Annotated in this window: 22 protein-coding genes and 2 pseudogenes; 13 read left to right on the forward strand and 11 right to left on the reverse strand. The window is 63.5% G+C overall.

The genetic code is table 11. The features are described from left to right. Positions 1-3: 3 nt before the first annotated feature. The 7 genes and pseudogenes from NKJ15_RS02185 (at position 4) to NKJ15_RS02215 (ending at position 7,134) form a co-directional block, all read left to right on the forward strand. On the forward strand, positions 4-963 hold the full coding sequence (locus NKJ15_RS02185; protein ID WP_352469849.1) for an ABC transporter permease: 960 nt from the start codon (positions 4-6) through the stop codon (positions 961-963). 11 nt (positions 964-974) lie between these two features. Continuing rightward, the gene (locus NKJ15_RS02190) at positions 975-1,802 is read left to right on the forward strand and encodes an ABC transporter permease (protein ID WP_352469848.1); all 828 of its coding nucleotides are present in this window, start codon (positions 975-977) and stop codon (positions 1,800-1,802) included. Then, a complete protein-coding gene (locus NKJ15_RS02195) occupies positions 1,802-3,487 on the forward strand; it encodes an ABC transporter ATP-binding protein (RefSeq protein WP_352540352.1) in 1,686 nt (561 codons plus the stop codon). The genes NKJ15_RS02190 and NKJ15_RS02195 overlap by 1 nt, the downstream gene beginning before the upstream one ends. A gap of 93 nt (positions 3,488-3,580) precedes the next feature. Continuing rightward, positions 3,581-4,420 carry an alkaline phosphatase family protein gene (locus NKJ15_RS02200; protein ID WP_352813901.1) on the forward strand — a complete coding sequence of 280 codons (840 nt, stop codon included), beginning with the start codon at positions 3,581-3,583 and terminating at the stop codon, positions 4,418-4,420. A gap of 133 nt (positions 4,421-4,553) precedes the next feature. After that, positions 4,554-5,116 (forward strand): annotated as a pseudogene (locus tag NKJ15_RS02205) (sigma-70 family RNA polymerase sigma factor). Continuing rightward, on the forward strand, positions 5,113-5,781 hold the full coding sequence (locus NKJ15_RS02210) for an anti-sigma factor (protein WP_352813902.1): 669 nt from the start codon (positions 5,113-5,115) through the stop codon (positions 5,779-5,781). Before NKJ15_RS02205 ends, NKJ15_RS02210 begins: the two are co-directional and overlap by 4 nt. After that, positions 5,771-7,134: pseudogene (locus NKJ15_RS02215) on the forward strand (S8 family serine peptidase). The gene NKJ15_RS02210 and the pseudogene NKJ15_RS02215 overlap by 11 nt, the downstream one beginning before the upstream one ends. Positions 7,135-7,139: 5 nt before the next feature. On the opposite strand, the gene NKJ15_RS02220 reads toward NKJ15_RS02215, so the two are convergent. Next, complete coding sequence (locus NKJ15_RS02220) at positions 7,140-7,634, reverse strand: DUF8737 domain-containing protein (protein WP_352813904.1); 495 nt, start codon at positions 7,632-7,634, stop codon at positions 7,140-7,142. Positions 7,635-7,715: 81 nt separating this feature from the next. On the opposite strand from NKJ15_RS02220, the gene NKJ15_RS02225 reads away from it, so the two are divergent. Beyond that, positions 7,716-8,624, forward strand: a complete 909-nt coding sequence (locus tag NKJ15_RS02225; protein ID WP_352813906.1) for a LysR family transcriptional regulator — start codon at positions 7,716-7,718, stop codon at positions 8,622-8,624. A 72-nt stretch (positions 8,625-8,696) separates the two neighbouring features. Here the strand turns inward: NKJ15_RS02225 and NKJ15_RS02230 are convergent, their stop codons facing one another. Next, entirely contained in the window at positions 8,697-9,719 is a 1,023-nt protein-coding gene (locus NKJ15_RS02230; RefSeq protein WP_352469840.1) for a substrate-binding domain-containing protein, read from the reverse strand. Between the two features lie 361 nt (positions 9,720-10,080). Here NKJ15_RS02230 and NKJ15_RS02235 point away from each other — a divergent pair, with 361 nt between their 5' ends. The 5 genes from NKJ15_RS02235 (at position 10,081) to NKJ15_RS02255 (ending at position 16,640) form a co-directional block, all read left to right on the forward strand. Beyond that, positions 10,081-11,436, forward strand: coding sequence for an ABC transporter substrate-binding protein (locus NKJ15_RS02235; protein ID WP_352813908.1), 1,356 nt, complete (start codon positions 10,081-10,083; stop codon positions 11,434-11,436). A 227-nt stretch (positions 11,437-11,663) separates the two neighbouring features. Continuing rightward, a complete protein-coding gene (locus NKJ15_RS02240) occupies positions 11,664-12,677 on the forward strand; it encodes a carbohydrate ABC transporter permease (protein ID WP_023680221.1) in 1,014 nt (337 codons plus the stop codon). A gap of 1 nt (position 12,678) precedes the next feature. Then, a complete protein-coding gene (locus NKJ15_RS02245) occupies positions 12,679-13,833 on the forward strand; it encodes a carbohydrate ABC transporter permease (RefSeq protein ID WP_352813910.1) in 1,155 nt (384 codons plus the stop codon). 4 nt (positions 13,834-13,837) lie between these two features. Beyond that, complete coding sequence (gene bglA / locus NKJ15_RS02250; RefSeq protein WP_352469837.1) at positions 13,838-15,502, forward strand: beta-galactosidase BglA; 1,665 nt, start codon at positions 13,838-13,840, stop codon at positions 15,500-15,502. A gap of 25 nt (positions 15,503-15,527) precedes the next feature. Beyond that, complete coding sequence (locus NKJ15_RS02255; RefSeq protein WP_352469836.1) at positions 15,528-16,640, forward strand: ABC transporter ATP-binding protein; 1,113 nt, start codon at positions 15,528-15,530, stop codon at positions 16,638-16,640. Positions 16,641-16,817: 177 nt separating this feature from the next. Here NKJ15_RS02255 and NKJ15_RS02260 read toward each other — a convergent pair whose 3' ends face one another. The 9 genes from NKJ15_RS02260 to NKJ15_RS02300 all read right to left on the reverse strand — a co-directional run bounded on the left by NKJ15_RS02260 (position 16,818) and on the right by NKJ15_RS02300 (position 24,225). Next, positions 16,818-17,057: a DUF680 domain-containing protein gene (locus tag NKJ15_RS02260; RefSeq protein WP_352454766.1), complete on the reverse strand. Its 240-nt coding sequence runs from the start codon at positions 17,055-17,057 to the stop codon at positions 16,818-16,820. 67 nt (positions 17,058-17,124) lie between these two features. Beyond that, entirely contained in the window at positions 17,125-17,331 is a 207-nt protein-coding gene (locus tag NKJ15_RS02265; protein WP_352769794.1) for a DUF680 domain-containing protein, read from the reverse strand. A 71-nt stretch (positions 17,332-17,402) separates the two neighbouring features. Next, positions 17,403-17,606 (reverse strand): DUF680 domain-containing protein, encoded by a 204-nt coding sequence (locus tag NKJ15_RS02270; protein WP_352472527.1) that lies wholly within the window; start codon positions 17,604-17,606, stop codon positions 17,403-17,405. A gap of 439 nt (positions 17,607-18,045) precedes the next feature. Next, on the reverse strand, positions 18,046-18,792 hold the full coding sequence (locus NKJ15_RS02275; RefSeq protein ID WP_352472528.1) for an FAD-binding oxidoreductase: 747 nt from the start codon (positions 18,790-18,792) through the stop codon (positions 18,046-18,048). After that, on the reverse strand, positions 18,789-19,400 hold the full coding sequence (locus tag NKJ15_RS02280) for a molybdopterin-dependent oxidoreductase (RefSeq protein WP_352472529.1): 612 nt from the start codon (positions 19,398-19,400) through the stop codon (positions 18,789-18,791). The genes NKJ15_RS02275 and NKJ15_RS02280 overlap by 4 nt, the downstream gene beginning before the upstream one ends. Before the next feature lie 133 nt (positions 19,401-19,533). Further along, positions 19,534-21,087 (reverse strand): DegQ family serine endoprotease, encoded by a 1,554-nt coding sequence (locus tag NKJ15_RS02285; RefSeq protein ID WP_352813914.1) that lies wholly within the window; start codon positions 21,085-21,087, stop codon positions 19,534-19,536. A 370-nt stretch (positions 21,088-21,457) separates the two neighbouring features. Next, entirely contained in the window at positions 21,458-22,183 is a 726-nt protein-coding gene (locus NKJ15_RS02290) for an MBL fold metallo-hydrolase (protein ID WP_352472531.1), read from the reverse strand. Positions 22,184-22,198: 15 nt separating this feature from the next. Then, positions 22,199-23,365, reverse strand: a complete 1,167-nt coding sequence (locus tag NKJ15_RS02295) for a diphosphate--fructose-6-phosphate 1-phosphotransferase (RefSeq protein WP_352451606.1) — start codon at positions 23,363-23,365, stop codon at positions 22,199-22,201. A gap of 95 nt (positions 23,366-23,460) precedes the next feature. Next, complete coding sequence (locus NKJ15_RS02300) at positions 23,461-24,225, reverse strand: L,D-transpeptidase (protein ID WP_352472532.1); 765 nt, start codon at positions 24,223-24,225, stop codon at positions 23,461-23,463. Positions 24,226-24,371: the final 146 nt, after the last annotated feature.

Raw genomic sequence — 24,371 nt, forward strand, 5'->3', positions numbered from 1 at the left:
GATATGTCCTCACCCATCGTGAAACTGGTGGCCCAGCGCATTGCGCTGGGCATTCTGCTGCTGTTGGCCGTTTCGGTCCTGATCTTCGCCGGCACCCAAATCCTGCCCGGCGACGTCGCGCAAGCCATTCTCGGGCAGTCGGCGACACCGGAGTCGCTCGCCAATCTGCGCGAGCAGCTCGGCCTCAATGATCCCGCTTACATCCGTTATTTTCGTTGGCTCGGCGGCATCCTGACCGGTGATCTCGGCACGGCTATGTCGAGCGGTCAGGATATCGCAACCTCGATCAAGGGAAGGCTGTGGAACACGCTGTTCCTCGCCTTCTGGGCGGCGATCGTCGCGGTGCCGCTGGCGATCATCCTCGGCCTGATCGCGGTGCGCTACCGCAATGGCTGGGTCGACAAGCTGATCTCCGGGTTAGCGCTCGCCTCGACCTCGTTTCCGGAATTCTTCATCGGCTATGTGCTCGTCTTTTTCTTCGCGGTGCAACATCAATGGTTTCCCGCCATTTCCACGGTCTATGACGGGATGCCTTTCGGCGAACGCATTCAGGCCATAGCACTGCCAGCGGCGGCGCTGACCCTGGTGGTGCTCGCGCATATGATGCGCATGACGCGCGCTGCGATCCTCAATGTGATGCAGTCCGCCTATGTCGAGACCGCCGAACTCAAGGGGCTTTCGGCCTTCGCGGTCATCCGCAGGCATGCCTTCCCCAATGCCATCGCGCCGATCATCAACGTCGTGATGCTCAATCTCGCTTACCTGATCGTCGGCGTCGTCGTGGTCGAAGTTATCTTTGTCTATCCAGGCATGGGCCAATACCTCGTCGACCACGTCACCAAGCGTGACGTGCCGGTGGTGCAGGCGGTCGGGCTGATCTTCGCCGCTGTCTACATCAGCCTGAACATCATCGCGGACATAGCGGCGATCGTCGCCAATCCGCGCCTCAGACATCCGAAATGAGGGGGGCGGGTATGCTCGTCATCAAACGCATCCCCATCCCGGCATTGGTCGGCATCGTGCTGACGGCGCTGTTCGTGCTGGCAGCGATCTTTGCGCCGTGGATCGCGCCGCATGGCAATGCCGAGATCGTCAGCGACGTCCCTTGGGAACCGATGTCGGCGGCGCATTGGCTGGGCACCGACAATCTCGGCCGCGATCTGTTGTCGCGCATGATCTATGGCGCCCGCATCACCCTGTTCATCGCGGTGCTGGCGACCGCGCTGTCGTTCTCGCTCGGCGCCATCCTCGGCTTCTCGGCGGCGGTTTTCGGCGGCTGGTTCGACACGCTTCTGTCGCGTCTCGTCGATCTCCTGATGTCGATCCCGACGCTGATCATGGCGCTTGTGGTGCTGTCGGTGCTGCCATCCAATCTGGTGACGCTGATCCTGGTCATGGGCGTTCTCGACTCGACCCGCGTCTACCGCCTGTCGAGGGCGGTCGCCGTCGATATCAACGTCATGGACTATGTCGAGGCGGCCAAATTGCGCGGCGAAGGCAGCGGCTGGATCATCTTCCGGGAAATCCTGCCCAATGCGCTGTCGCCGCTGGTTTCGGAACTCGGCCTGCGCTTCATCTATGCCGTACTGTTCCTGTCGACGCTGTCCTTCCTCGGGCTTGGCGTGCAGCCGCCGGACGCCGATTGGGGCGGCATGGTCAAGGAAAACAAGGATGGCATCGTCTTCGGCATAGGCGCCGCCCTCATTCCGGCGGCGGCGATCGCAGCGCTGGCGATTTCCGTCAATCTCGTCGCCGACTGGGTGCTCAACCGTACGACAAGCCTGAAGGGAGGACGCGGGTAATGGCTGACAAGCAACCGAAGCCCGGGCAACCGAAGCCCGGGCAACCAAAGTCCGGCGTGCTGCTCGACATCCGCAATCTGCGCATCGAGGCCACGGTATATCCGCCGGGTGAGGCGCCGAAGAACATCGTGCTGGTGCACGATGTCTCGCTGACGCTCGAAAAGGGCAAGGTGCTCGGATTGATCGGCGAGTCCGGCGCCGGCAAATCGACCATCGGCCTGTCGTCGATGGGCTACGGCCGCGGCGGCGTGCGCATCACCGGCGGCGAGGTCATCCTCAATGGCCGCGACATCCTGAAGGGCGGCAACGAAGGGTTTCGCAAATTGCGCGGCCGCGAGGTCTGCTATGTCGCGCAATCGGCGGCAGCCGCCTTCAATCCGGCGCACAGGCTGATGGACCAGGTGGTCGAGGCAGCACTCCTGCACGGCACGGCGACGCGGGCCGAAGCCGAAAAGCGCGCCGTGGCGCTGTTCAAGAAGCTCAGCCTGCCGAACCCCGAAAGCATCGGCGAGCGCTTTCCCCACCAGGTGTCGGGCGGTCAGCTGCAGCGCGTGATGACGGCAATGGCGCTGTGCTCGGAGCCCGACCTGATCGTCTTCGACGAGCCGACCACGGCGCTGGACGTGACGACGCAGATCGACGTCTTGGCGGCGATCAAGGATGCCATCCGCGACACGCATGTCGCGGCACTCTACATCACTCACGACCTTGCCGTCGTCGCCCAGGTCTCGGACGAGATCATGGTGTTGCGCCACGGCCGGCTGGTCGAATGGGGCGGCACCCGCCAGATCATCAAGGAGCCGCGCCAAGAATACACCAACGCGCTGGTTTCGGTGCATGAGATCGAACACCAGGAGCAGAAGCCCGGCACGAGCCCGTTCCTGTCGGTCAAGAACATCACCGCCGCCTATGGCCGCAGTCACATCAAGGTGCTGAAGAACGTCTCCGTCGATATTTTCCCCGGCCAGACGCTGGCGGTGGTCGGCGAGTCCGGCTCCGGCAAATCGACACTGGCGCGCGCCATCACCGGCCTCTTGCCGCCCGAACAAGGCACCGTCACCTTCGACGGACGGCCGCTCGCCAACCGACTTGCCGACCGGCCGAAGGAGGACCTGCGCCAGCTGCAGATGATCTACCAGATGGCCGACGTGGCGATGAACCCGCGCCAGACGGTCGGCACCATCATCGGTCGGCCGCTGGAATTCTATTTTGGGATGCGCGGGCTTGAGCGCGACAAACGCGTCGCCGAACTGCTCGACAAGATCGAAATGGGTAAAGGCTATGTCGACCGCTATCCGGCCGAGCTTTCGGGCGGCCAGAAGCAGCGCGTCTGCATCGCTCGTTCGCTCGCCGCCAAGCCGAAGCTGATCATCTGCGACGAGGTGACCTCGGCGCTCGATCCGCTGGTCGCCCACGGCATACTGGAGCTGCTCCTCGGGCTGCAGAAAGAGGAAAACGTCGCCTATCTGTTCATCACCCACGACCTGGCCACGGTCAAGTCGATCGCCGATTCGATCGCCGTGATGTATCGCGGCGAAGTGGTGCGCTACGGCGCCAAGAGCACCGTGCTGACGCCACCATTCGATGCCTACACCGATCTTTTGCTATCGTCGGTGCCAGAAATGGAGATCGGCTGGCTAGAGAAAGCGATCAAGGGACGGCGCATGGCCAGCGCGGGGAACTAGCGGGCCGCCCTTTGCGCCCGACGATCCTGTCCGGGCGTGGATTGAACGGCAGGCCCGCCCTGACTTTTCCGATTAAGCCGCATGGAGGCGCCCTTGGCGTTCGACACAAAACTGTTGCTCATCATCCTCGACGGCGTGCCTTACCGGAACTGGCGACGGCTGATGGGCAATCTCGAAGGCTGGGTGCAATCAGGCGAAGCCCGCGTATGGAAAATGCGTTCCGTGCTGCCGTCGACCTCGGCATCCTGCTATGCCTCGATCCACACCGGCGTGCCGCCGCAAGTGCACGGTATCCTGTCGAACGAGAACCGGTTTCGCGTCGAACAGCCGGACATCTTTTCCGAAGTCAGCAGGGCCGGCGGCAAGACCGGTGCGGTCACCCACTCCTACTGGTCCGAATTCTTCCGGGCCTATCCGTTCGACCTGGTCGAGGACATGGAGTTCGACCAGCCGGGCAGGCCGATCAGCCATGGCCGGTTCCACACCATGACCGGCTACAATGCCAGGAACCAGATGACGCCGAGCGACGTCGACCTGTTCGCGACGTTGACCATGCTGACCAGGCGCTACGGCATCGACTACGGCATCCTGCACAGCTGTACTCTGGACTCGATGGGCCACCGCTTCGGCCATGACTGCCACGAGATGGATCATGCCGTCTATGCAATGGACGCCATGCTCGCCGGCTTCCTGCCGCGCTGGCGGGAAGCCGGCTACGAGGTGATCGTCACCGCCGATCATGGCCAGACCGATCGCGGCCATCATGGCGGCCACGACGAGGAGATGCAGGATTTCGCACTTTACTACTTCGGATCCGGCGAGGGTCCGGAAGCCAGTACGCTGCTCGATCAGTTGCAGCTCGCGCCGACGGTGCTTGCGCGCCTCGGCGTGCCGGTGCCGGCGACGATGAGGGCAAAGCCGTTCCTGAGTTGAGCGCGCGCCCTCTTCTCCCTCTGGCAACGCTCCCGCTCTTCAGTTAGCCTCCGCAGATATACGGGCGGATGCGGTGAACCTTTTTGGGCCGATCAGCGACAGAGCAGGCAGGAGCCAGGCGGCTCGACCGGCGATGACGGCCGCGGAGACCGATCGCGCGCTTGTCGAGCGGGTCGCGAAGGCGACCGTGCCGCCGTGCGGCTCCTGTTCATGCGCCACCACGCGCGGGTCTACCGCTTCGTGGCACGCCAGACGGGATCGGAACTGATGGCCGACGATATCGCGAACGAGGTGTTCCTCGAACTCTGGCGGCAGGCACCGGCCTTCGAGGGGCGCTCGGAGGTTTCGACATGGCTGCTCGGCATTGCCCGCTTCAAGGCGCTGTCCCTGCTGCGCAAGAAGAAGGAAGACTGGATCGACGACGATGACGCGGCCCAGGTCGCCGACGGCGCCGACACGCCTGAAGTCGTGACGATGAAGGAAGACAAGGCCGCCGCCTTGCGACGCTTTATCGATGCCATGCCGGAAGAGCACCGCACGGTGATCGACCTTGCCTATTATCACGGGCAATCGGTGAGCGAGATCGGCGAGGTACTCGGCATCCCGGTCGCAACGGTCAAGACCAGGATGTTCTACGCCCGCAAGAAACTCGGCGAAGCTCTCAAGGCCGCCGGTTACGACAGGGGGTGGCCATGAGCGCCGCTGAAAAGATGTCACGCCGCGACGAAATGGAAATGCTGCTGCCGTTTTATCTGAACGGCTCGCTGGAGGGCACCGAGCTCGAAGCCATCGAGGAATGGCTGGCGAGCGATCCGGCGGCGATGGCCGCACTAGGCGAGGCCGAGGCCGAATTCTCCGGCACCGCTGCCGCAAACGAGGCAATCCGCCCGCCGGCCGATGCGCTCAGCCGCTTTGCCAAGGCGCTCGACGCCGAGGCCGGCCCGTCCCGCGCGCCGGCGGCATCGTCCTGGCTGGCGCAGGCCTGGAGCCGCTTCATGGCGGTGCCCGCCGGCGTCGCCTGGGCCGCGGCCGCGGTGCTGCTGGCCCTGGTCGTCGCGCAATCCTTTGTGCAGACCGGCAACAGAGGTGGCGATTTCGAGATTGCCGGATCGGAGGACGATCTGGCCAAAATGCCGTTTGCCCTTGTGAAGTTCAAACCGGATGCGAAGCTGTCCGACATCATCGCTTTTCTCGACCAGAACCAGTTGAAGATCGCTGGCGGGCCGACCGCCGACGGCGTCTTCCGCGTCGGCGTCCCGGCCGAGACCGCCGCCGACTATCAGAAGCTGCTTGGCCTTATCGCCGCCCAGCTTTTCACCGAAGCTGCCCTGGAGGGAAGGAAACCGGCTGATGGCGGCTGAGGCGGTCATTCGATTGACGGCGGCGATGACAATCTTCGCCGCGTCTGCCGTTGCACAAACCAACGATCCTAACCTCACCCAGGCTGAGATCGACTGCCTGAACCGGGGAAGTGCTGCCAACGCCGACTGCGCCAAGGATGGCGGCGGCGTGAAGGATGGCGGCAAAGCGCCGGCTCATGGAACGACGGGCGCGGTGTTTCTTCCGGGCTTGATTGTCGACCTGTTCCCCAATCCTGCCGTAGTCACCGACGCGCCGATACCTCCTGGCAATACTGCAACCCCACCCGCCCTCGCGCCGGCAATACAGGCTGCCGCGCCGGGCGGTCCGGTCGTAGCACCGACCGATCTTGTGGCAACCGAGCCGCCGCGCGCCGTGACCGGCGATTTCGTGCCCGACGAGGTGCTGGTCACCGTCAATGGCGAGGCCGGCGCGGTCCAGCAGATCGCGGCCTCGTTCGACCTCGAGATACGCTCGCAGCGGCAGTCGCGGCTGCTCGGTAACACGCTGGTGCGCTTCGGCATTCCGATGGCCGCCCGGTCGGCGTCGTACTGGCACAGCTCGCCGCCGACGGCCGTACTTTGCGGCGTGAGGCCAACCATGTCGGCGGGAATGTGCGCATCGGCGTCATCGACACCGGCATCGACGACGGCAATCCGGCGCTCTCCGGCGTCATCGCCGGGCAGTTCGATGCCATGCCCGACGTGCCGATCGAGGCGCGCGACCACGGCACTTCGGTCGATGGACTGATCGCCGGCACCGGCGCGTTCAAAGGCATGGCGCCGGGCGCCAGGATCTATCATGCCCGCGCCTTCGAGGGCGGCAAGTCGACCATGGACGTCATCCTTTCGGCGCTTGACTGGGCGGCGGAGCAGGATGTCCGCATCATCAACATGAGCTTCGTCGGCCCGAAGAACGACCTGCTCGGCATCGCTTGCCGCAATGCGCGCGCGCTTGGCATCGTGCTGGTCGCGGCCGCCGGCAATAACGGACCGAAGGCGCCCTATGGTTATCCGGCCGCCTTCGACGCCGTGATCGCGGTGACGGCCACCGATGCCAAGGACGGGCTGATGCCGCAGGCCAATCGCGGCGCCTACGTCTTCATCTCCGCTCCCGGCGTCGAGATGGTGGCGCCGAGCGGCGCCGGCTCGGACGTGGTGACCGGGACGTCCTTCGCCGCGGCGATCGTGACCGGCGCCGTCGCCAATCTGTTGCATGCCGCGCCCGACCGCTCCGCCGACTGGGTCGAGAAAGCACTTGCCGCCACGGCAAAGGATCTCGGCGCGAAGGGGCGGGACAATGACTTCGGCTACGGGCTTCTGAACACCAAGGCGGCCGAGGCGGCGAAGGAATAGCCCGCTCAGGTCGCGTTTTGCTGAGGACGTAGGAGAAAATAGAATGCGGCGATATGCGTTATCATCAGCAGCGGTACGTAGATGATCGGGATCGCGTAGGTGGCGCCCAGTTCGCCTGCGCGTGCAGGAAGGCCGATCTGAATGGCGTGGTAATAGTCGACGATGAGGTCGACCGTCCCTGCGACGTTGAAGGCGACGACCAACGGCCAGAAGAGCGGACGTATCCTCACCGTGAGCAGCGCCAGCATGGCCAGCACTCCAGTCGCGAAATCGCCGTAGGCGGCGAACACGGCGAAATCAGCGGGCAGATTGGGGTTTACGACGCCCGGAACGATGAAGACGAGCCCGAAGAAGCGGAAGCTGTGCAGCGTAGCAATAGCGCGTTGCGCTACGACCCGGTCCATCGACCTGAGCAACGGCAAACCGTACGCGCCGAAGCAGAGCAGCCACGCGAGATAGCCGAGAACAAGATGGGTTTGGAACACCATTTCCGTGGACATTTGGCCTACTCTCAACAGTTGGTTCACGCGGCTTTAAGCCCGCTACCGCCATTCGACTATCCGGTGTAATCACAACAACCTATGAAGCAGAACTACACAGTCCGACATGGTGCGCTGGAGGGCGTCGAGGCGTTCCTGGCCGTCGCCAGGCGGCGTAACTTCCGCCGTGCCGCCGCCGATCTCGGCGTGACGCCATCGGCCGTGAGCCAAGCGGTGCGCGCGCTGGAAGCTCGCTTGGGCACGGCGCTGTTCGTCCGCACGACGCGGAGCGTTGGCTTAACCGAACCTGGCCAGCGGTTCCTCGACCGTGCTGGCCCGGCATTCGAGGAGCTCGTTGCGGCCGGCGAGGCTGCTCGCGATATCGGCCAGCGGCCGACCGGTCTGCTACGTCTGTCTGTGCCTCGCGCTATCGTGCCGCTGATGTTGGAGCCGGTGCTCGCGTCGTTCTGCCAAGCCTATCCTGAGATCGAACTGGAGATCGCCGTGAGCGACCAGATGGTCGATCTCGCGACCGGTGGGTTCGATGCCGGCATCCGCCTCGGGCAACTCATCGCCGCCGACATGGTGGCGGTGCGGTTGACCCCGCCGTTCTCGTTCGTAGTCGTCGGCAGCCCTGACTATCTCGAGCGCTACGGCCGTCCCGAGCGTGTCGACGACTTGCGCCACCACGCCTGCTTACGCTTGCGTCGCTCGAATGGCGCCATCGCGCCCTGGTCGTTCATCGACGGCAACGGTGCAATCGAAGCGATCGTCTCAGGCCCGCTGATCGCGCACGACTATTCGACATTGGTCGGGGCCGCGATGCGGGGCGTCGGGCTGGCGCAGACGCCGCGACCACTCGCCGAAGGTCCAATAGCCGGAGGAAAACTCCAGTCGGTGCTGGACAGCGTCGCCACGACGACGCCGGGTGTCTTCCTTTATCATCCCGGCAAGCGCCAAGTCCTGCCGAAGCTGCGCGCCTTCATCGATCACCTCAAATCCGCGACCTGAGGCCAGGACGCACCCGCTGGTGCTGGCCAACAGCCGCCAAGAGTCGACCTCGGCCGTTCAGAGTGATTGCCTCTAGGCCGGCGCGCCGGCGACCGATCCCCTGACCACCAGGTCGACCGGCCAGACTTCGCCGTGAGCGCCCTCCTCCAGGCCGGAAATTCGCGCCGCCAGCCGTTCGGCGATGCGCGCGCCGGCGAGGCGGATCGACGAACGCGTCGTCGACAATGGCACCGAAAAATTTTCCGGCTTCAGCCAGGGAAAGACGTCGTCATGGGCGATCAGCGACAGGTCGCCCGGAATGGTCAGGCCGAGATCGCGCACCGCGCGCACCACGCCGAGCGCCATGATCAGACTGGAGCAGGCGATCGCCGTCGGCGCGTCGCTTTGTTCCAGCAGACGCCTGGCGGCGCGGTAGCCGTTCTCCTCGGTCATGGTGAGGGAACAGACATGCTGATCACGAAGCACCAGGCCGCTCGCCGCAAGCGCGCGGCGCACGCCGCGCTCGCGATGGATAGCGAAGGTCTCGCGATCGTCTCCATTGATCAGCGCCAGACGCCTGTGACCGAGCTGAACGAGTAGCCGCGCCGCCTCGTGGAAGGCGCCCTCATTGTCGATGTCGGTGAACGGATAGTCGAAATCGAAGCCTTCGCTGCGGCCATGGACGATGAAGGGAATGCCGAGCGTGTTGACGAGTGCCACCCGCCGGTCGGCCGGCCTCGGCGACGAGATATAGACCGCGTCGACCTGCCGGTTGGCGACAATGCGGCGGTAGGTCGTCTCCTGGTCGTCGGCATCGGCCGGTGACAGCACCAGGTCGAGCTCGTGCGAACGCGCATAGTCGCCGAGGCCGGACAGGAACTCGACGAAATGCGGGTCGATGTCGACGGTCGTTCCCGTCGGCAGCACATAGCCGATCATGCCGGTCTTGCCGGTCGCCAGCCGGCGGGCGCTCGGATTGGGGCGATAGCCGTGACGCTTGGCGGCATCGACCACCCGCCGGCGCGTTTCCTCGTTGACTTCCGGGTAGCCGTTCAATGCGCGGCTCACCGTAGTCTGCGAAAGCGCCAGCATGTGGGAGAGCTGCTTGAGGTTCACCGGAGGCCTCCAACCTCAAAGCGCTTTTAATCTGAATCGAGCTAGCCGCTACGAACCGCGTTGCCGAGCGCACTGACCATACGCACGGTTCGGACCGGTTTGAAGCCGAATTTGCTGCTGCACCGCCAGAAAACTGTGCTGCAGCGCACTTTCGCCGGCACCCGGCCGCAGAAATTAAATCGATTAATCTGGCTTTCTCTTGACTCCGGACCAATTCAGTGGCGTGATCAAAATCACCAAAGCGCTTTGGAAGACTCTACGAAAGGTTGCAGTTCCTTTCCGACTGAGTCACAGTCCTGCAGCGCCGGCGGACGGAATGGAGGTTTCGTTCGGTGTTTGTCACCACTGGGAGGGAATACCGATGAAGAAAATGCTTCTGCTGGGCGCTGCGTTTGCCACGCTTGCGCTCGCCATGCCGGCGCAAGCCGAACTGAAATTCAAGCCGGGCGAAGATCCCCGTTTCAACTGGGCGAACTACGAAGATCTCAAGAAAGTCGACCTCAAGGGCGAGACGCTGACGATCTTCGGGCCGTGGCGCGGCGAGGACGAAGGGCTTATCCGCACCGTCCTCGATTACTTCTCCGAAGCCACCGGCGCCGAGATCAAGTACTCCTCGTCGGAGAATTACGAGCAGCAGATCGTCATCGACACGCAGGCCGGCAGCCCGCCCAACATTGCCGTGCTGCCGCAGCCGGGCCTGATCCAGGATCTGGCATCGAAGGGCCTTTTGACGCCGCTCGGCGACGATACGGCCAACTGGGTCAAGGACAATTACGGCGCCGGCCAATCCTGGGTCGACCTCGGCACCTTCAAGGACAAGGACGGCAAGCCCGGCTTCTTCGCCTTCCCATACAAGGCCGACGTGAAGTCGCTGGTCTGGTACTCGCCGGACAATTTCGAGGAAGCCGGCTACAAGGTGCCGAAGACGCAGGAAGAGCTTGCCGAGCTCGAAAAGAAGATCATCGCCGACGGCGGCACGCCATGGTGCATCGGGCTTGGTTCGGGCGGCGCCACCGGCTGGCCGGCGACCGACTGGGTCGAAGACATCATGCTGCGCACCCAGACGCCCGAGACCTACGACAAATGGGTGAAGAACGAAATTCCGTTCAACGATCCGGCAGTGGTCAACGCCATCGACATTTTCGGCAAGATCGCCACCGACGACAAGATGGTCGAGGGCGGCGCCAAGGCGGTTGCGGCGACCGATTTCCGTGACAGCCCGAAGGGCCTCTTCTCGGTGCCGCCAAAATGTTATCTGCACCATCAGGCATCGTTCATCCCGACCTTCTTCCCGCAAGGCACCAAGATCGGCGAGGATGCCGACTTCTTCTACTTCCCGCCTTACGCTTCCAAGCCCGAGCTCGGCACTCCGGTGCTCGGCGCCGGCACGCTCGCCATGATCACCAAAGACAGCAAGAGTGCCCGCGCGTTCATCGAATTCCTGAAGCTGCCGCTCGCTCATGAGATCTGGATGGCACAGGGCGGCTTCGTGACGCCGTTCAAGTCGGTCAACAAGGACGCCTATGCCAGCGACGCGCTGAAGAAGCAGGGCGAGATCCTGGCCAACGCCTCGACCTTCCGCTTCGACGGGTCCGACCTGATGCCGGGCAAGATCGGCGCCGGTGCGTTCTGGACCGGCATGATCGACCTGGTCGGCGGCAAGTCCGCCCAGGACGTCGCCACCGACATCCAGAAAAGCTGGGACGCGATCAAGTAAGCGGCCGGCTTGAGTTCCCAATGTGACGTGGTCCGGGCCTCAAACGGCCCGGACCTTATCCGGTGCTTGGCGTCGCGTCGATTGTCGTGAGCACAACGCATTCCGGCATGACGCGCGCCCAGTGACCTGCTTTCCGGCTGGTCGCGCTCCAGACAACTGAATCGGCGCATGATCCCGTCGCCAAAGCCATTCTCGACTGGCGGATCCGTGCGCAGGGGGAGGGACCCATGGCGGCTCAGATTTTTTCGGCGATATTCGTCATCATCATCGGCGTGGGCGGCTGCGTCGCCTATTTCTGGGGCGCCAACAAGGCACTCGACACGATCTTTCCGGCACGCGGCGTTTCCGGCAAGGCGGCGATCAACAATCTGCGCCGGCAGGGGGTGATCCGGCCCTGGCTGTTCGTCGGCCCGGCGATGATCATCCTCACGATCTACCTGATCTACCCGGTAGTGGAGACGCTTAGGCTGTCGTTCCTCGATCGCGGCGGCGCCCATTTCGTCGGCTTGGCCAACTATCAATGGGCGTTCGGCGACCGCGAGTTCCGCAACTCGATCCTCAACAACATCATCTGGCTGGCGGTGGTGCCGGCCGCCTGCACCTTCCTCGGGCTGATCATCGCCGTGCTCACCGACAAGATCTGGTGGGGCACCATCGCAAAAAGCCTGATCTTCCTGCCGCTCGCCATCTCGTTCGTCGGCGCCAGCGTCATCTGGAAATTCATCTACGAATATCGCGGCGACGGCCAGACGCAGATCGGCCTGCTCAATGCCATCATCCAGTATTTCGGCGGCCAGCCGCAGGTCTGGATCTCGCTGCCGTTCTGGAACAACTTCTTCCTGATGGTCATCCTGATCTGGATCCAGACCGGCTTTGCCATGGTCATCCTGTCGTCGGCCTTGCGCGGCATTCCGGAAGAGACGCTGGAAGCCGCCGTCATCGACGGCGCCAACCCTTTCCAGATCTTCTGGAAGATCATGGTGCCGCAGATCTGGGGCACCATCGCCGTGGTCTGGACCACCATCACCATCCTGGTGCTGAAGGTTTTCGACATCGTGCTGACCATGACCAACGGCCAGTGGAACAGCCAGGTGCTGGCCAATCTGATGTTCGACTGGATGTTCCGCGGCGGCGGCGATTTCGGCCGCGGCGCCACCATCGCTATCATCATCATGATAGCGGTCATTCCGATCATGGTCTGGAACATCCGCCAGGCGAACAAAGAGACGGAAGGGCATTGAGATGGCCGTGTCGACCGGTAAGTCCTTTGTCAGCCGTTTCGGCGTCCATATCGCCGTCTTCATCTTCGTTGCGATCTGGACGATCCCGACGCTCGGCATTCTGGTCTCGTCGCTGCGCGACAAGGACCAGATCATCGCTTCGGGCTGGTGGAACTCGTTCACCAGTTCCAGCCAGACGGAGGCCGGACGGCTGCCGCCCGCCTCGGCGCAAGTCGAGAAGGACGGCAAGTTCATCCTGCAAGGCAATATTTTCGGCGACGGTCCGGCCCGCAACATCAGCGCCTTCGGCGTCAAGTCGGCAGCGCCGACGCAATATCCCGCCGGCACGACAGCCGATCTCGGCGACGGCGTGACCCTGCAGCTCAATGCCGACGGCAGTTTCGTCATGACCTCGCCGAAGGCTTTCGAAGGCGAGCGCGGCCAGCGCGTCTATTACGCCTCGTCGGCGCCGCCGAAATTCACCACCGACAATTACGACACGGTGCTGTTTTCGGAGGGCATCGGCCGCTCCTTCATGAACTCGCTGACCGTCACCATTCCGGCGACCGTCATCCCGATCCTGATCGCCGCGTTCGCCGCTTACGCTTTGGCCTGGATGCGCTTTCCCGGCCGGGCGCTGCTCATCGCCGTCATCATCGGCCTCCTGGTCGTGCCGCTGCAGATGTCGCTGATCCCGCTGTTGAAGCTCTATAACGGCGTCGGCAGCTTCTTCGGCGTGCCGTCGAAGACCTATCTCGGCATCTGGCTGGCGCATACCGGCTTCGGCCTGCCTTTCGCCATCTATCTGTTGAGGAGCTATATCGCCGGCCTGCCACGCGAGATCATGGAGTCGGCACGCATCGACGGGGCCAGCGATTTCGAGATCTTCGTCAAGATCGTGCTGCCATTGTCGTTCCCGGTGCTGGCCTCGTTCGCCATCTTCCAGTTTCTCTGGGTGTGGAACGATCTGCTGGTGGCGATGGTTTTCCTTGGTACCGAGGGCGACCAGATCGTGCTTACCGCCAAGCTCAATGCGTTGCTCGGCTCGCGCGGCGGCGACTGGGAGATCCTGACGACATCGGCCTTCGTCACCATCATCGTGCCGCTGATCGTGTTCTTCTCGCTGCAGCGCTATTTCGTCCGCGGGCTGCTTGCCGGCTCGGTGAAAGGAGGTTGAGATCATGCAATCCGCTTTGAAGGCGACCCCGAAGCCCGATCTCGCTATCGATCGCGACTGGTGGCGAGGTGCCGTGATCTACCAGATCTACCCGCGCAGCTACCAGGATTCGAACGGCGACGGCATCGGCGACCTCAGGGGCATTATCGGCCGGCTGCCCTATATCGCCTCGCTCGGCGTCGACGCCATCTGGATCTCGCCGTTCTTCAAATCGCCGATGAAGGACTTTGGCTACGACGTGTCGGATTATTGCGAAGTCGATCCGATGTTCGGCACGCTGGCCGACTTCGACGCGCTGACCGCCGAGGCGCACCGGCTTGGCCTCAAGGTGATGATCGACGAGGTGCTCTCGCACACCGCCGACATCCATCCGTGGTTCAAGGAAAGCCGGTCGAGCCGCAGCAATCCAAAAGCCGACTGGTATGTCTGGGCAGATGCCAAGCCGGACGGCACGCCGCCCAACAACTGGCTGTCGATCTTCGGCGGCTCGGCCTGGCAGTGGGACACCAGCCGCCAGCAATATTATCTGCATAATTTCCTGGCCGAGCAGCCCGACCTCAACTTCCACAGCCGCGCGGTCCAGGACGCGCTGCTCGACGTCACCCGCTTCTGGCTGGAGCGCGGCGTCGACGGTTTTCGCCTCGATACCATCAATTTCTACTTCCACAGCCAGGGCCTGGAAGACAATCCGCCGCTGCCGCCCGAGCAGCGCAACGACCAGACGGCGCCGACCGTCAACCCCTACAACTACCAGGACCATCTCTACGATAAGAGCCGGCCTGAAAACCTCGGCTTCCTCGAACGCTTCCGCGCTTTGCTCGACGAATACCCGGCGACGGCCGCGGTTGGCGAGGTCGGCGACTCGCAGCGTGGGCTGGAAGTGGTGGCGGCCTATACGGCCGGCGGCAAGCGCGTGCATATGTGTTACTCCTTCGACTTCCTGGCGCCGGAGAAGATCACCGCGGCAAAGGTGCGCTCGGTGCTGGAAACCTTCGGCAAGGTGGCCAGCGACGGCTGGTCGTGCTGGGCCTTCTCCAACCATGACGTGATGCGCCCTGCCTCGCGCTGGGCAGCCGGCGAGCCCGACCCGACCGCCTACCTCAAGGTCATCTCGGCGCTGCTGATGTCGTTGCGCGGCTCGGTCTGCATCTATCAGGGCGAGGAGCTCGGGCTCAGCGAGGCCGAGCTCAGCTTCGAGGATCTGCAGGACCCATACGGCATCCGCTTCTGGCCGGAATTCAAGGGCCGCGACGGCTGCCGCACGCCGATGGTTTGGGACGGCGCCGCCCGCAATGGCGGCTTCTCGACGGCAAAGCCTTGGCTGCCGGTACCCAGCAAGCACCTTGCGCAAGCCGTCAATGTGCAGCAAGGCAACGACGGCTCGCTGCTCGAGCACTACCGGCGCTTCCTGGCTTTCCGCCGCGCCCATCCGGCACTGGCCAAGGGTGATATCGAGTTCATCGAAAGCGAGGGCGACACCGTCGCCTTCACCCGCCGTGAAGGCAACGAGCAGATCGTCTGCGCCTTCAATCTCGGAGCAAAGCCTGCCGAAGTCGATCTTGGCGGCCGCTCATTGCAGCCCTTGCCGGGACACGGGTTTTCGGGACAGACTGGCGCCGGCACTATCCGCCTCGGCGGCTACGGCGCCTGGTTCGGGCGTATCGACTGAATTCAAGGAAGAACTGGAGGGTACCATGGCCGATGTCACGCTAAGGCAAGTGAGGAAATCATATGGCAATCTCAACATTCTGCACGGCGTCGACCTCGACATAAAGTCGGGCGAATTCATCGTCTTCGTCGGTCCCTCTGGTTGCGGCAAGTCGACCTTGCTGCGCTGCATCGCCGGGCTGGAGGAGATCACCTCGGGCGAGCTCAAGATCGACGGCGAGATCGTCAACGACGTGCCGCCGTCAAAGCGCGGCATCGCCATGGTGTTCCAGTCCTATGCGCTCTATCCGCACATGACCGTCTACGACAACATGGCCTTCTCGATGAAAATCGGCAAGGAAAGCAAGGCCGAGATCGACAAGCGGGTGCGCCAGGCGGCCGAGATCCTGCAGCTGACCAAATATCTCGACCGCCTGCCCAAGGCGATGTCGGGCGGCCAGCGCCAGCGCGTCGCCATCGGTCGCGCCATCGTGCGCAATCCCAAGGTCTTCCTGTTCGACGAGCCGCTATCCAACCTCGACGCGGCGCTGCGCGTCGCCACCCGCATCGAGATCGCCAAGCTCAAGGAGTCGATGCCGGCCACGACGATGATCTACGTCACCCACGACCAGGTCGAGGCGATGACGCTGGCCGACCGCATCGTCGTGCTGAAGGAAGGCCATATCGAACAGGTCGGCACGCCGATGGAGCTCTACAAGCGGCCCGGCAATCTTTTCGTCGCCCAGTTCATCGGCTCGCCGGCGATGAACATCCTGCCGGCGACGATCGACAAGACCGGCAACCCGACGGTCGTCAGCCATGTCGGCGGCCGCAAGGCAACGGTGCCGATCGCAACGCCTGCGTCGGCGAAAGGCGCAGCGGTGAGCTTCGGGGTGAGGCCGGAGGATCTGATGATTGCCACCGGCGCCGACTATTTGTTCGAAGGGACGGTCGATTACGTCGAGCAGCTCGGCGAGGTCCAGCTCGTCTATGTCGACATCGGCCGCGCCGACCTGCCGCTGGTGACCAAGCTGCCGGGCAATGTCGAGATCAAGCGCGGAGCGACACTGCGGCTGACGGCGGACGCCGGAGACCTGCATATTTTCGACGCGGACGGGCGCTCTTTCGCGCTCCATGAAGCAGAAGCAAAGGCGGCTTGAAGCAGGCGTTCTTCCGCCATGCAAGGGACAAGAGCGGCGGGCATGGCCCGCCGCTCTTGTCTGGAATTCCAGTTCGGCCGTTAGAGCGGTTCATCGTTTCACGGAACGCCGAACCGCTCTATCTCCTTGTTTTGACGCAATTCCGGACGGCCGTTTCACACTTTTCCTGGAATTGCTCTAGTTGTTGCCGAAGAGGTTGCGGTCGGCGCCCTGAGGCGCGGACTTGGGCACATCGCCAGACGAATTCAGCAGCTTGTAGATCGGCGAGTTGCTGTCCCGCACCGAATACGTCTGCGTCTTGTCGACGTTGACGGTCGACTGCTTGTTGATGTCGGTCCCGCCAACATTGTCGTTGCGGGCATAAGCGCTGCCGGCGGCAATCAAGAGCGCGGCGGCAGTAAGAACAATCTTTTTCATTTTGGGTCTCCTGGATTTTCGAAATCAAGCGGCGGGCATGCCGCCGCCCTGATGGTGGGATCGGCTGTTAGTTGTTGCCGAAGAGGTTACGGTCGGCGCCCTGGACAACCGGCTGCTTTTCAGCCTGGTTCGACGTCTTGACGGAAGCCGTGTAGGAGCTGTCGACCGAGACAGCAGGCGGGTTGGCTCCGTTGGAACCAAAGTTGTCGCTGCCGGCGAAGGCGCTGCCGGTGATGGCCAAAACGGCGGCGGCAGCAAGAACGATCTTTTTCATCTTAATACTCCTGAATTTTTCAGATCCCCGGACGGCGGATATGCCCGCCGCCCTGATGCTGGGATCGGCTGTTAGTTGTTGCCGAAGAGGTTACGGTCGGCGCCCTGGACAGCCTGCTGGTCAGCATGAGCCGGCTTCTGAATGGAAGCCGTATACGAGCTGTCGACCGCAGCGGCAGGCTGGTTCGCACCCTTGGAACCAAAGTTGTCGCTGCCAGCGAAGGCGCTGCCGGTGATCGCCAAAACGGCGACGGCGGCAAGAGCGATCTTTTTCATTTTTTAGTACTCCAGTATCTTAGTTTTCCGTCCGTCTAGCGGCGTGCCTTGGGGGGAATTCGCGTCGTTCGGACAGCCCCGATGTGGGAAAGCCAATGGCCAGTTTCCAATCACGAAGTTTTTTGGTGTGGACCAAGAATCTACACCTTGAAATTGTGCCAGAGATTCCCTTCGCCACATTTTTATCGTTTAATGTCAAGCAGATAGTCTATCGCCTCGGTCTGGCTGCAAGGTGACTTGGGAGGCAGCGTTCACAGCGTCCTGCACGCATTGTCAACAGAAACGAACCGTTCGGTTCGATTTTTTAAACCGATAAAAGTCGCAGCCGAGGTTCTTTGTCGAATCGTTAACCATTTCGGCCAAACGCGGCCTCACCGTTCTGCCGGTTTTCGGCCCGCTTATGCCGGCCGGCGAAGCCAGCAACCGCGCAAGAACCAGGTCAGACCCCGTAGCGTTCGGTGCGGATGAGTGCCGCAGGCACCCCGGCATCGATCAGTGCCTCGGCGGCGGCCGTCACGAATGCGTTCGAGCCGCAGACAAAGGCGAGCTTCGGCGGCGCCGGCAGCCTGGTCATGGCTTGCACCATCATCGCGGCGTCGACCCGCCGCGCATAATCCGCCGGACGGCGGGCCGGCTCGCGCGTAAGCGTCAGCACCAGGTCGAAGCCATCCCGGCGCTCGGCGAGGTCGATCAGCTCATCGCGAAAGATCACCTCGTCCCAGACCCGCGCCGAAAACACCAGGGCGGCGGCGACCAGCGATCCCCGCATCGCCCGGTGGCGGAGCATCGACATCAGCGGCACCACGCCCGACCCGCCGCCGACGAGCAGGAGCGGGCCGCCATCGCCGTCTGACCAGACGAAATGGCCGCCGAGCGGCCCGCGCAATTCGACCTCGTCGCCCACCGCCGCTATCTCGTGAAAGAACGGCGAGACCTCGCCGTCCTCGAGTTTTTCAATCGCCAGCTCGATGGTCTCGCCGGTCTCCGGCGCCGAGGCGATGGAGTAGGAGCGGCGCGCCTGATAGCCGTCCGGCGCCGTCAGCCTGACATCGACATGCTGTCCGGCACGATAGACGAAGGGCCGCGACGGCTGCAGGAAGAAGCTGGTGACCCGCGGCGTGCGCTTTTGGATGCGGGTGATGGTGACCGTCTGCCAGGGCGACTGCGCCGCCGGGCCGTCGCTCATGGATCGTTCGTGTAGCGCTGCTCGCGCCACGGATCGCCATAGATATGATAGCCTCGCAACTCCCAGAAACCCGGCTCGTCACGCTCGGTGAACTGCAGCCCGTTCAGCCATTTGGCCGATTTCCAGAAATAGAGATGCGGAACGAGCAGCCGGGCCGGGCCGCCATGGTCGGGAGTGATCGGCTTGCCTTCATAAAGCAGTGCCACCATCGCCTTGCCACCGGTGATATCCTTCGTCGGCACGTTGGTGGAATAGCCGTCGAAACCCAGCGCCAGCGTGAAGGCGGTGGGCGGCTCGATGCCGGCGTCGGCAAGGATGTCGTCGACGAGCACGCCCTGCCACGCCGTGTCGAACTTGGTCCATGCGGTGACGCAATGGATGTCGCGCGTCATCTTGGTCAAGGGCAGCGCGTTGAACTCGGCCCAGTTCCACTTCTTGATCGGCCGCGGCCCGTGCTTAAGCGTGAACGACCAATCCTCGGTGCGGACATGCGGCGTCGGGCCGGCCGACAGGACCGGGAAACCTTGCTCGAGATATTGCCCCGGCGGGATACGTGCATCCGTATCCGTCGGCGGCTTTCGTCCGGAAGAGAAGCCTCGGGTAACCATCGAGAATATCCGTTTGCGCAAGGTCCAATCGAGCTTTGTCAGTTTTCTCGAAGACGCGAGTGCGGGCAACCGAAATCTTGGCTCCGGCCTGGCGGCAATGCTCTACATTGATCTTGGCAGCGCGGCGCCCGCTTCAGCCGCTGGCGAAGGGGACGGCGACGAACATCTGGGCGTCGCCGCGCTCGACAAGCAGCAGCACCGATTTCTTGCCGGATTTGGCAGCCTGCACAATCGCCTGATTTGCCTGCCTGGCGCTCCTCACCGGAGTCTGGTCGACGCCGACGATGATGTCGCCGGGCTGGATGCCGGAAGCCGACGCCGCCTTGTTCGGGTCGACGCGCTCGACCAGTGCGCCGTGCTGGTTTTCTGGCAGGTTCATTGCCTGGCGCACATCAGGAGTGACGTCCATCAGGCCGAGACCGAGCGCCGGTGCGCGAAGGCCCTGCCCCGTCGACGGCTGACCTGACTCGCCGGTCACCGATCCCGTCGCCGTGTCGTCTTCGTTGCGCCCGATCTCGACGGAGATCTGCAGGCTTTTCCCCTTGCGCCAGACATTGAGGGCTTCCCTCGTGCCAGGCGCAACGTCAGCGACGGCGCGCGACAGATCCCTCGGATCCTTTATGTCCTGGCCGGCGAAGCTGGTAATGACATCGCCGGTCTCGATGCCGGCCTTGGCGGCCGGCGATCCGTCGCTGACCTGCGCGACCAGCACGCCGGTAGGGTGATCGAGGCCGATGGCGCTCGCCACATCAGGCGTCACCGGCTGAATCTGGACGCCGAGATAGCCGTACTGGATGGAGCCGCCCTTCATCAGCTTGGCGACGACCTTTTGCGCCTGGTCCGAGGGGATGGCGAAGCCGACGCCGACACTGCCGCCATTCGGCGAAAAGATCGCGGTGTTGATGCCGACGACATCGCCGTACACATCCGTCAGCGGGCCGCCGGAATTGCCCCGGTTGATCGGTGCGTCGATCTGGATGAAGTCGTCAAACGGGCCGCTGTGCAGATCGCGGCCGCGCGCCGAGACAATGCCGGCGGTGACCGTGGTGCCAAGGCCGAAAGGATTGCCGAAGGCGAGCACCTGGTCGCCCGGCATGAGCTTGTCCGAATCGCCCCATTTGACGGTCGGCAAGGGCTTGCCGGCGTTGACCTTGAGCACGGCAAGGTCGTTCTTCGTGTCATGGCCGATCAATTTGGCGGGAAGCTCGGTGCCGTCGTCGAGCATCACCTTGACCGACTGGGCGCCGTCGACGACGTGATTGTTGGTGACGATCATGCCGTCGGCACCGACGATGAAGCCTGAGCCGAGGGCCTCGGTGCGCGGCGCCTGTTCCGGCGGTGTCTTGGGGGCGGGCAGTCCCTGGTCACCGAAGAAACGGCGGAAATAGTCGTCGAAAGGCGAGTTGCCACCGAACTCGTTGCCACCGAATGGGGAGGCCTCGCTCGTGGTGTCCGACTGCGCCGATTTCATGAGGGTGGTGATCGTCACCACTGCCGGTTTGTCGGCCGCCACGACCGGAGCGAACGAGCCGCGGGGCGCCGTCATGCCGGTGACAGGTGGGGTCACTGTTGCCGCCAGGACATCATTCAGCCTGGGAGCGAAGGACAGGGCGAAGGGGCTGACGATCAGCGCGGCGCCCAGCAGAGCGGCGACGCGATGTCTGCGAAGGGTCTGGATTGGTGACATGGCCGTTGTCCGGGCGAGAGATTGGTCTTGCGCCGCGACGTTCCGTCACCGGAACAATTCATCGGCGCGTCGGTCGTCGGCCTTGCCTGTCTCGCCTGTCACGGCAGCCGACCGGATCGACAGCCCCGCATCTAGGGCGCCGATTATGGTTTCCAGATAATATTACGAAGATTTAATTTCCAGCCGGCAACCGCCTCGCGGCGTTGCCGCCGAAACCCGAAAATACAAAACCCGCCTCGGGAGGGGCGGGTCGGTTGGGGCGAATCAGCACCATACCCATATTAGTAGCATAGCTGCCGGCACAAAGCAAGAACAAAATAGCTGCCCAAGACAAATCGCCTCAGATTTGCGCCGCCTCAGCCGAGGCCTCCTATTCGCCTTTCCGGTCGGTCCGGCTGAGATAGGTGGTGGCGATCTCGCGCATCCGCCTGCCATCGAAGCTCGGTCCATGGCCGCCATGGCCGATCCGGATCGGCAGCTCGAGCAGGCGCTGCATCGTGCGGCGATAAGCGGCACGATCCGAATCCGGCAGGTCGTCGATCAGCATGGCGTCGTAGATGGCGTCGCCGGCGAAGAACAGGCCGTCAGCCTCGTCGAACAGCGCGATCGAATCCGGAGAGTGGCCGGGCAGATGCAGGACGCGGAATTGGCGGTCGCCGAGGTCGATCCTATCGCCCTCGTCCAGGGTCCGGGCCAGAGGCGCCGGCTGAATCCTGTAATCGGCCGCCTTCCAGCCCTTTGCCGGCAGCCTGGAGACGGCGCCTTCCAGATCATGGAACATGTAGGCGTAGGTCACCGCTTCATCCATGCTGTCGAACTGCGCGGCGCTGTGGCGCGGCCCTGCCCGCAACGGAAACTCGTGCAGCGAGCCGACATGATCGAGATGGATATGCGTGGCGACGGCGAGCAGCGGCTTGCCGGACGGCGTGTCGATCTGCGGCGCCAGCGGGCAGATACCCATGCCGGTGTCGACCAGCAGGTCGACATCGCGGCCGCGCAAATGCCAGATGTTGGCACGCACGAAATCATGCACGAAGGGCTCGGTCAGCATCGTCGTCTTGGCGTCGACGATGGTTTTGCTGAACCAGCTGTCCATCAGATCAACGCCGCATCAGACGAACGGCTTGCCGACCTTGTACTTTTGCGGGACCAGCCGCTTCAGATAGGCCATCCCCGCGTCGGACAGCCGGTTGACGTCGGGCAGCATGAAATCATCCGGCATATGGCGCGTCTTGCCGGCGACGTTCTTCAGCGGCACCTTTTTCAGCACGGTTTTCTTGCCGTCATATTGCAGCGCCACCGAACCGCCGCCCTCGTCGGCCACCGTGACCGCGAAGGCACCGGCATCGAAGGCCTCCTGCGCGTCCACCGCGCTGATGGCGCCGACATAGCCGCGCGGCATATAGCCGAGCGCATCGACGCGCGCCCGCTTGCCCGGCAATCCTTCGGCGAGCGCGCGCTCCAAGGCTGCCGGCAGGTCGCTGCCCGACAGCTTGACGTTCCCGTGTTGGTCGCGCTCCAGCCTTTCCGGCGGCACCAGGCTTTCGACCAGCGCCTTGCCGTCGGCGGTGCTGACGCCTTCGGAGACGGCAACGATGCAGCGCTTGTGGCGGTCGAGCGTGGCGCGCACGTCGTCGATGAAACCGGCCGCCGAGAACGGCCGCTCCGGCACGTAGACGAGATGCGGGCCGCTGTCCTGGTCGAGCTGCCAGGCCGCGGACGCGGCCGTCAGGAAACCGGCATGCCGCCCCATGACAATGCCGACATAGATGCCCGGCAGAGCGCGGAAATCGAGATCGACCGAAAGGAATGCTCCAGCGACGAACTCGGCCGCCGACATGAAGCCGGGCGTGTGGTCGTTCTCCTCGAGATCGTTGTCGATGGTTTTCGGCGCATGCACGAAGGCGATCTTGCCGCCGGCGGCGTCGGTGAGGATCTGCTGCGTGCCCGAGGTGTCGTTGCCGCCGATATAGATGAAGGCGTCGGCACCGGCTTTCTTCAAGCCGTTGAGGATGAGGTCGCAATAGGCGGCATCCGGCTTGTCGCGCGTCGAACCAAGCGCGGCGCTCGGTGTCGCCGCGATCAGCCGCAGGCGATCCTCGGGGATGGCGGAAAGATCGACGTAATTGCCGTCACGAATGCCGCGCACGCCGTGGATGGAACCCAGCACCTTGGCGCCGGGATGCCGCTTGCGGATTTCGAGCGCAGCACCCACCACGGTCTGGTTGATGACGGCGGTCGGGCCGCCGCCTTGCGCGATGACAAAAGTTCCGGCCATTGTTCACGTCTCCCGGGCGATGAAATCGCAGGCACATTCGCCTGTCTTGCGGCATCGCGCAACGGCAGAGTGATCGCTGAAGGCGAAGCCGCCGTTCAGACGACGACGACCGGGTTTTTCTTGGAGACGCGGCTATAGAGGTCGATGATGTCCTGGTTGATCAGGCGCACGCAGCCCGACGACATCGCCTGGCCGATGCTCCACCATTCGGGCGAGCCGTGGATGCGATAGCCGGTGTCGCTGCCGTTCTGATAGATGTAGAGGGCACGCGCGCCGAGCGGATTGTCGAGGCCGCCCGGCTGTCCGCTTTGCCATTTCACCAGTTCCGGCCTGCGGGCGATCATCTCGGGCGGCGGGGTCCAGACCGGCCATTCCTTGCCGTACTGGATGTTGGCGCGGCCGGACCAGCGGAATCCGTCCTTGCCGATGCCGACGCCGTAACGGATCGCCTCGCCGCCGGGCTGCACCAGATAGAGCAGCCGTTCCTGCGAGTGAACGACGATGGTGCCGGGTTGCTCGCCGGTCGGATCGACGACGATCTGGCGGCGGAACTCCGGCTTGACCTTGAGATAGGGCACTTCCGGCACATTGAAGCCACCGTCGGTGAGCGAAGCGTACATCACGTCGGGGCTGGTGATGTTCTTGTCGACGCTGATACTCGGACGGATGGGCCGGATCGAGCCGGTGGTGACGTCGTCGAGCTGAAGCGACGGCAAATCCAGCGTCTGGCTGCAGCCGGCGATGCCGAGCAGCGCCAGCGCGCCGGCGCCGGACAGCACCGTGCGACGGGAAAGCTGTATTTCGGTTTCGATTGCGTCGCCAATATGCGGCAGCGACAGACCGTGCGGCAACTCACGCATTTACCCAAACCCTACGCTGTCGACGGGAAACACGGTCCGGCCGAATAGCAGGCATTTTCGCCAATCATGGTTGAAAAAGCGTGAAGGCCGGCCGCCTGGCATTAACGAGGGGCTTTGTCGATTTTTGCCTCTTTACATCTGCGCGG

The organism is Mesorhizobium sp. M0207 (assembly GCF_040321995.1).
Classification (GTDB): Bacteria; Pseudomonadota; Alphaproteobacteria; order Rhizobiales; family Rhizobiaceae; genus Mesorhizobium.

Coding starts and splice junctions, on each gene's coding strand:
- NKJ15_RS02265 (WP_352769794.1), bottom strand. CDS start 17,331: ATGAAAAAGATCGTTCTTGCTGCCGCCGCCGTTTTGGCCATCACCGGC.
- NKJ15_RS02210 (WP_352813902.1), top strand. CDS start 5,113: ATGAGCGCCGCTGAAAAGATGTCACGCCGCGACGAAATGGAAATGCTG.
- NKJ15_RS02255 (WP_352469836.1), top strand. CDS start 15,528: ATGGCCGATGTCACGCTAAGGCAAGTGAGGAAATCATATGGCAATCTC.
- NKJ15_RS02295 (WP_352451606.1), bottom strand. CDS start 23,365: ATGGCCGGAACTTTTGTCATCGCGCAAGGCGGCGGCCCGACCGCCGTC.
- NKJ15_RS02245 (WP_352813910.1), top strand. CDS start 12,679: ATGGCCGTGTCGACCGGTAAGTCCTTTGTCAGCCGTTTCGGCGTCCAT.
- bglA (WP_352469837.1), top strand. CDS start 13,838: ATGCAATCCGCTTTGAAGGCGACCCCGAAGCCCGATCTCGCTATCGAT.
- NKJ15_RS02190 (WP_352469848.1), top strand. CDS start 975: ATGCTCGTCATCAAACGCATCCCCATCCCGGCATTGGTCGGCATCGTG.
- NKJ15_RS02220 (WP_352813904.1), bottom strand. CDS start 7,634: ATGTCCACGGAAATGGTGTTCCAAACCCATCTTGTTCTCGGCTATCTC.
- NKJ15_RS02195 (WP_352540352.1), top strand. CDS start 1,802: ATGGCTGACAAGCAACCGAAGCCCGGGCAACCGAAGCCCGGGCAACCA.
- NKJ15_RS02270 (WP_352472527.1), bottom strand. CDS start 17,606: ATGAAAAAGATCGCTCTTGCCGCCGTCGCCGTTTTGGCGATCACCGGC.
- NKJ15_RS02225 (WP_352813906.1), top strand. CDS start 7,716: ATGAAGCAGAACTACACAGTCCGACATGGTGCGCTGGAGGGCGTCGAG.
- NKJ15_RS02185 (WP_352469849.1), top strand. CDS start 4: ATGTCCTCACCCATCGTGAAACTGGTGGCCCAGCGCATTGCGCTGGGC.
- NKJ15_RS02260 (WP_352454766.1), bottom strand. CDS start 17,057: ATGAAAAAGATTGTTCTTACTGCCGCCGCGCTCTTGATTGCCGCCGGC.
- NKJ15_RS02300 (WP_352472532.1), bottom strand. CDS start 24,225: ATGCGTGAGTTGCCGCACGGTCTGTCGCTGCCGCATATTGGCGACGCA.
- NKJ15_RS02275 (WP_352472528.1), bottom strand. CDS start 18,792: ATGAGCGACGGCCCGGCGGCGCAGTCGCCCTGGCAGACGGTCACCATC.
- NKJ15_RS02285 (WP_352813914.1), bottom strand. CDS start 21,087: ATGTCACCAATCCAGACCCTTCGCAGACATCGCGTCGCCGCTCTGCTG.
- NKJ15_RS02240 (WP_023680221.1), top strand. CDS start 11,664: ATGGCGGCTCAGATTTTTTCGGCGATATTCGTCATCATCATCGGCGTG.
- NKJ15_RS02235 (WP_352813908.1), top strand. CDS start 10,081: ATGAAGAAAATGCTTCTGCTGGGCGCTGCGTTTGCCACGCTTGCGCTC.
- NKJ15_RS02280 (WP_352472529.1), bottom strand. CDS start 19,400: ATGGTTACCCGAGGCTTCTCTTCCGGACGAAAGCCGCCGACGGATACG.
- NKJ15_RS02290 (WP_352472531.1), bottom strand. CDS start 22,183: ATGGACAGCTGGTTCAGCAAAACCATCGTCGACGCCAAGACGACGATG.